At 72.0% G+C, this 6480-nt stretch carries 5 protein-coding genes; 2 read left to right on the top strand and 3 right to left on the bottom strand.

What is annotated here, in order from left to right; all coding sequences use genetic code 11:
- The first annotated feature begins 2 nt into the window (after positions 1 to 2).
- A complete protein-coding gene (locus tag EES42_RS29255) occupies positions 3 to 2294 on the top strand; it encodes a glycosyl hydrolase family 95 catalytic domain-containing protein (RefSeq protein ID WP_241196644.1) in 2292 nt (763 codons plus the stop codon).
- Between the two features lie 6 nt (positions 2295 to 2300).
- Here the strand turns inward: EES42_RS29255 and EES42_RS29250 are convergent, their stop codons facing one another.
- A complete protein-coding gene (locus EES42_RS29250) occupies positions 2301 to 3653 on the bottom strand; it encodes a DNA-3-methyladenine glycosylase 2 family protein (protein ID WP_124721568.1) in 1353 nt (450 codons plus the stop codon).
- A gap of 103 nt (positions 3654 to 3756) precedes the next feature.
- Entirely contained in the window at positions 3757 to 4932 is a 1176-nt protein-coding gene (rsgA, locus tag EES42_RS29245; protein WP_124721273.1) for a ribosome small subunit-dependent GTPase A, read from the bottom strand.
- A gap of 386 nt (positions 4933 to 5318) precedes the next feature.
- On the opposite strand from rsgA, the gene EES42_RS29240 reads away from it, so the two are divergent.
- A complete protein-coding gene (locus EES42_RS29240) occupies positions 5319 to 5819 on the top strand; it encodes a DUF5949 family protein (protein WP_124721272.1) in 501 nt (166 codons plus the stop codon).
- 154 nt (positions 5820 to 5973) lie between these two features.
- Here the strand turns inward: EES42_RS29240 and EES42_RS29235 are convergent, their stop codons facing one another.
- A complete protein-coding gene (locus EES42_RS29235; protein WP_124721271.1) occupies positions 5974 to 6384 on the bottom strand; it encodes a rodlin in 411 nt (136 codons plus the stop codon).
- Between the last annotated feature and the right edge of the window lie 96 nt (positions 6385 to 6480).

Below are 6480 nucleotides of genomic sequence, written 5' to 3'. Positions count from 1 at the left end.
CGATCGGCGGCGCGCTGGTGGCGGCCGGCACCCCCGTCCCCGCCCTCGCCGCCGCCCCGGCCTCCCCCGCCGCTCCGGCCCCCACCACCGTGCACTCCCCCGGCGACAACTGGCGCACGGTCCTCGACGACGCCGACTTGCTCTGGCAGAAGCTGCCGAGGACCTGGTACGAGGGCCCGTACCTGGGCAACGGCCGCCTCGGCTCCGGCATCTACGCGGAACCCGGCGCCACCACCCGGGCCGTCCGCTTCAACGTCCAGCACTCCGAGGTCCAGGACCACCGCCCCGAGTTCGGTTCGCTCTTCGGCCTCGCCCGCCTCCCCATCGGCCACTTCACCCTGGAACCGGTGGGCGACATCACGGGCATCGAGTGGTGGATGCGGCTGCGCACCGCCGAGCTCGAAGGAACGATCACCACGACCGCGGGCACCCTGGAGCTCCGCGCCTTCGTCCACTCCACCAGCGATCTGCTCGCCGTGGAGATCACCCCGAGCACGGGCGAACAGGACTTCCGCTGGGTCTTCCACCCCGCCGAGGCGATCAGCCCGCGTGCCGCCTTCAAGCCGGTCCCGGACGGCTACACCGGCAACCCGCCCGCCGTGACCGAACAGCACGGCGACACCACCGCCGCCGTCCAGCCGCTGCTCGCGGGCGGCGAGCACGTCACCGCCTGGCGCGAACGCACCAGGGCCACGGTCCGCACCCTGTACGTCACGGTCGCGCACTCCCACCCCACGGCAACGGCCCGTGGCCGTGCGCTGCGCACCGTCAGGACCGCTTCCGCGCTCCCGTACGGTCCGCTCGCCGCACCCCACCGCACCTGGTGGGACCGGTTCTACCGCAAGAGCTTCCTTTCCCTGCCCGACGCCCGGTTGCAGCGCTTCTACTGGATCCAGCTCTACAAGACCGCGTCGGCGGCCCGCAAGGACGCCCCGGTGATGGCCACCTCCGGCCCCTGGCTGGAGCCCACGCCCTGGCCCAACACCTGGTGGAACCTCAACGTCCAGCTGGAGTACTGGCTGATCCACGGCTCCAACCACCTCGAACTGGACGCCGTCACCCGGGCCCTGAGCGAATTCCGGGACCAGCTCTCGCGCGAGGTCGCCGCCCCCTACCGGGCCGACTCGGCCGGCATCCCCCGGACCACCGACCCCCAGCTGGTCAACGGTGCCTCGGTGACCGACGGCGGCTACGGGGTCGGCATCCCCGGCCAGGACCCGCCCACCCCCGAGGTCGGCAATCTGACCTGGGCGCTGCACAACGTCTGGCTCTCCTACCGCCACACCATGGACGAGTCGATCCTGCGCGACACGCTCTTCCCGCTGCTGCGCAAGGCCGTCAACTACTACCTGCACTTCCTCACACCCGGCACGGACGGAAAGCTGCACCTGCCGGCGACGTTCTCCCCCGAGTACGGAGTCAACGCCCCGGACTGCAACTACGACCTGATGCTGCTGCGCTGGGGCTGCCGCACCCTGCTCGAATCGGCCGGCCGGCTCGGCGTCCGCGACCCGCTGACCGCCCGCTGGCAGGAGGTCCTCGCCAGGCTGGCGCCGTACCCGGTCGATGCCAACGGGTTCATGATCGGCGCCGGGGTGCCGTTCGCGAAGTCGCACCGCCACTACTCGCACATGCTCGCGGTGTACCCGCTGTACGAGCTGACCGGCGCGACGGCCGACGAGCGCGCCCTGATCGAGAAGTCCCTCGCCCACTGGGTGGGCTTCGAAGGCGCCCTCCAGGGCTATACGTTCACCGGCGCCGCGTCGATGTCCGCGCTGCTCGGCAAGGGCGAGGACGCGCTGAAGTACCTGGGCGAGCTGATGAACCGCTTCATCCAGGCGAACACCATGTACAAGGAGTCGGGCCCCGTCATCGAGACCCCGCTCTCGGCGGCCCAGTCCCTGCACGACATGGTCTGCCAGTCGTGGGGCGACACGATCAGGGTCTTCCCGGCGCTCCCCGCCGACTGGCGGGAACTGACCGTGCACGACTTCCGGACCCAGGGCGCGTTCCTGCTCAGTGCGGTACGCCAGGAGGGCCGGACCCGCTGGGTGCGGCTGACCAGCGAGGCCGGCGCCCCCTGCGTCGTACGCCATGGCATCGACGGCCCGGTGGAGATCCGCGACCGGCACGGACGTCCGCTGGACCACGAAACGACGGCCGACGGCACGGTACGCATCCGCCTGCGCAAGGGCGACTCGGCCCTGATCACGGCGCGGGGCGACCGCCCGGACCTGACCATCCGCCCGGTGACGGCGAACGCCCCCGCACCGCGCTGGGGGCTGCCCGCGTAGGCCCGCTCACAGCAGACCCAGGTGACGCACCGCGTACGAACGCCAGGGCCGCCACCGGTCCGTCCCGGGCCGGCCCTCCGGATCCACATCCGGGTCACCGAGCGCACGCATCCTGATGAGCGCCGCGGCTGCCGGGCCGATCCCCGGCAGCCGCAGCAGCGCCTGCTCGGCCTCGTCCCGGTCGGCCCCGGCGTCCAGCCGTACGTCCCCGTCGGCGAGCGCGGCCGCCAGCGCCCGCAGCTCCGGGCCGCCCGCCGCACCGGCCAGCGCCCCGGGCTCGGGGAACACATGCGTCAGCCCGCCGCACGGCACGTCCAGCACCTTCCCGTACGCCTCCACCAGCCGCTCCGACTCCGCCCGCCCCACCAGCGTCCGTACGGCGAACTCATCCGGATCCGCGGCGCCCGGCGAACGCAGCCCTGGGCGTGCGGCGACGCCCGGAGCGAGCAGCGGGTCGGCGCCGAGCCGCTCGTCGACGGCGTACGGATCGGCGTCCAGATCGAACAGGCGCCGCAGCCGCTGGACGGCCGTCGTCAGGTCCCGCAGGTCCGTGAGGTGGATCCGGGCATCGAGCCAGGCCCCGGCGGACCGCTCGTCGACGGCCACGATGCCCGTACCGTACGGAAGCCGCAGGGTGCGCCGGTAGGTACGGGCACCCGTCGCACCGCTGACCTCCTCGATCCGCGCGACCGGCTCACCGGCCAGGAGGTCGAAGACCTCGCGGGCCGCGTACGGGCCCCGGTGGGCCAGCCGCAGCGGGATCCCGGTGGTGCGCGCCTCCCGGACCGCCGCCCCCAGCCCCGTCCCGGCCTCGGCCCGCAGCGCGCTCGGCGTACGGGCGTAGATCTGCCGGATCGTGTCGTTGAACTGGCGCACACTGGCGAAGCCCGCCGCGAAGGCGATCTCCGTCACGGGCAGCCCGGTCGTCTGGAGCAGCACCCGCGCGGTGTGGGCCCGCTGGGCACGCGCGAGCGCGACGGGGCCGGCGCCCAGCTCGGCGTTGAGCTGCCGCTGCACCTGGCGCGAGCTGTAGCCGAGCCGGTGCGCGAGACCGGGCACGCCCTCCCGGTCGACCACGCCGTCGCCGATCATCCGCATGGCGCGGCCCACGACATCGGCCCGCACATTCCATTCCGCCGAGCCCGGCACGGCGTCCGGCCGGCAGCGCCGGCAGGCCCGGAAGCCCTGGCCCTGCGCGGCGGCCGCGGTCGGGTAGAAGCGGACGTTCTTCCGCTTGGGTGTGACGGCGGGGCAGCTCGGCCGGCAGTAGATCCCGGTCGTCTCGACGGCGAAGAAGAACTCCCCGTCGAAACGCGCGTCGCGGCTGCTCACCGCCTCGTACCTGGTTAGTTCGTCCATCACACCGTCCAGTGTGCGGCACCCACCGGTACCGCACTGGCGGTTTTCGGACGTGGACCGGCGGGTCCGCGACCACGGGCGGCCGCGGACCGGGAGCCACCGTCTACCGCACCCGGCCCCGCTTCGCCTCCATGGCGAACCGGCCCTCGGCGCCCTTGCGCTTCCAGTCGCGCAGCATCTCCGACCGCATCCGGGCGTCGGTCTTGGCGACGATGCGCCGGTTCTCGCGGATCAGCTTGCGGAAGCTGTCGAGGCGCCGTTCGTGCAGCGAACCGTCCTCGATCGCGGCGAGCACCGCGCAGCCCGGCTCCGACTCATGGGCGCAGTCGTGGAACCGGCACTGCTCGGCCAGCTCCTCGATCTCCGAGAAGACCTGGCCGACGCCGGCCTCAGCGTCCCAGAGCCCGACCCCGCGCAGCCCGGGGGTGTCGATCAGCACGCCCCCGGAGGGCAGGAGCAGCAGATTGCGGGTGGTGGTGGTGTGCCGGCCCTTGCCGTCGACGTCCCGCGCGGCCTGCACCTCCATCACGTCGTGGCCGAGCAGGGTGTTGGCGAGCGTCGACTTGCCTGCGCCGGAGGCCCCGAGCAGCACGCTCGTACCGCCCGAGACGACGGCGGCGAAGACATCGACGCCCTCCCCCGTGGCGGAGCTGACGGTCAGCACCTGCACCCCGGGCGCGATGCCCTCGATGTCCTGGACGAGGTGCGACAGCGTGGTGGCGTCCGGTACGAGGTCGGCCTTGGTCAGCACCACGACCGGCTCGGCGGCACCGTCCCCGGCCGGCCCCCCGCCTCCCAGCAGCGCGTCACCGCTGGAGCTGGACATGGCGAGCGCGAGGAAGCGCTCCACCCGCCCCAGGTCGAACTCGACCGCGAGCGAGAGACAGATGACGATGTGGTCCACATTGGTGGCGAGCACCTGGCCCTCGGAGCGCTGCGAGGACGTCGAGCGGACGAAGGCGGTACGCCGCGGCAGCAGCGTCCGTACGAACTGCGGGTCGCCGTCGGGGTCGACCGCGACCCAGTCGCCGGTGCAGACGATCCGCATCGGATCGCGCGGGACGACGAAGGCGGTGTCGGCGCGCAGCGTGCCCCGCGGGGTGACGACATCGCACTGACCACGGTCCACCCGCACCACGCGCCCGGGCAGCAGGCCCTGCTCGGCGTACGGTGCGAATTCGGCCGCCCACGCGTCGTCCCAGCCGTACGGGGACAGCGGATGCGACGCGGACGAGCCCTGAAGAGACGAAACAGAAGAGGAGAAGGACTGGAAAGACAAGGGAAACCCTTCAAAGGGTGGCCCCGGCAACGCGCACACGGGCGCGCAGAGTTGCGGAGTAGGTCAGCCGGCGACCACGGGGGTGGGAATGATGCTCTTCGGGTTATGGGCAGCGCCCATCACAGTGACAGTCGTCACGGTCCTCACCTCCTGGTTCAAGCACGGGACCGACAGCCGGAGTTGATCTCCGCCGTCCGGAACAGTGGACACCATAGCCCGCGCGCATCGGCCGGCTCAACACATTTGATCGAAGCCTTCGAACGCGCCTCCCGACCGCTCCGCACGGAGACGGTCCGAGCCGCTTTCACCGGAGATATCCCACTATCTCCCTCGATCAGGTGAAACACATGCACAACGACCGGTCCGAGGCCGTTATGGTGCCGAGCATGACCTCACCCCAGACCGCCACCGGCACGTTCACACAAGCCCAGTTGGGCACCATCACGCTGATCGGATGGAGCGGCGAACACCCCGCCGACGGCCACGATGTCGCCTTCCTGCTCGTCTACTCGCTGGGAGACGGCACGGACGGCCCCGCCGTCGGCGAGGCGGCCATGCGCATGTCCCTGGAGCGCAGCGGACTGCCGGTCGGCAGCGGTCCGGTGTACGCCGCCGAGAACCCGGGCCTCCCGGTGAAGCTGCTCGTCCAGGCCGGGCAGGCGGTCCTCACGCTGCCCCACTTCACCGCGCAGTACCCCGCCCCGCCCGAGTGGCTGGCCGCGGCCGGCCAACGCGGCGAGGTGCACACCATGTTCGCCACCCGCCCGTGGCCCCAGGGCGCACCGGGCCGGCCGGTGAGCGAGGAGCTGCTGCGGTCCTTCGCGGGCGACCCGGAGGTCATCACCACCTCCGCCCACTGCGTGGTCCCGGTACGCACCCTGGGCTGACCGCCCCCTCCCGGAACGCCGGATGCCCACCGCCCCCCGTGGCGCGGTGGGCATCCTTGTGCGTGGAGCCCTGGGGCGATGCCCCGGATTCTGCTGTGCACCGCGGTGCGGGCGGCCGCGGGGGAATCCCCGGGCAGCCCGCACGTGGGGTGCGTCAGTCGTTGGCGATGCCGTTGCCCGAGAGCACCGGGATGTCGTCGACCAGGTGCGACAGCGGCTCGTCGCCCTTGGCCTGGACGGAGTTGTCGGCGCACTGTTGGTTCTGCGGCGAGGACAGCACGTCGATGTCCTGGACCGCGACCGGCACCAGCACGCCGACGAGCGAACCGGCGTTGGCCTTGAGCGGCAGGCCGACACAGGCCTTGTTCAGCGTGCCCTGGACGAGCTGGACCTGCGGGCTTCCGTCGCCCCGGGTCACGCTGTTGCCGAACTCGGACACGGCGCCGTTGCCGTTGACCGACGTGGTGCCCCCGTCATTGCCGATCGCCATGGCCGCGGGGGCCGCGGCCGCGGACAGACCGACCAGGGACACGGCCACTGCTGCGCCGGCCATCATCTTCTTCATCACGCTTCACCTTTCGGAGCGTCCCGTTGTGGAACGTACTGATCAACCCGCTACGGAAGCGTCGGTTCCGCAGTACCACTCAAAAGGGTTCGATCC

This window comes from Streptomyces sp. ADI95-17 (assembly GCF_003846175.1).
GTDB classification, from domain to species: Bacteria; Actinomycetota; Actinomycetes; order Streptomycetales; family Streptomycetaceae; genus Streptomyces; species Streptomyces sanglieri.
This window is presented reverse-complemented; position numbering and strand designations above follow the sequence as displayed.

What these genes read in the sequence shown, in the direction of transcription:
- EES42_RS29240 (WP_124721272.1), top strand. Translation starts at nt 5,319, where the DNA reads ATGACCTCACCCCAGACCGCCACCGGCACGTTCACACAAGCCCAGTTG.
- EES42_RS29235 (WP_124721271.1), bottom strand. Translation starts at nt 6,384, where the DNA reads ATGAAGAAGATGATGGCCGGCGCAGCAGTGGCCGTGTCCCTGGTCGGT.
- EES42_RS29250 (WP_124721568.1), bottom strand. Translation starts at nt 3,653, where the DNA reads ATGGACGAACTAACCAGGTACGAGGCGGTGAGCAGCCGCGACGCGCGT.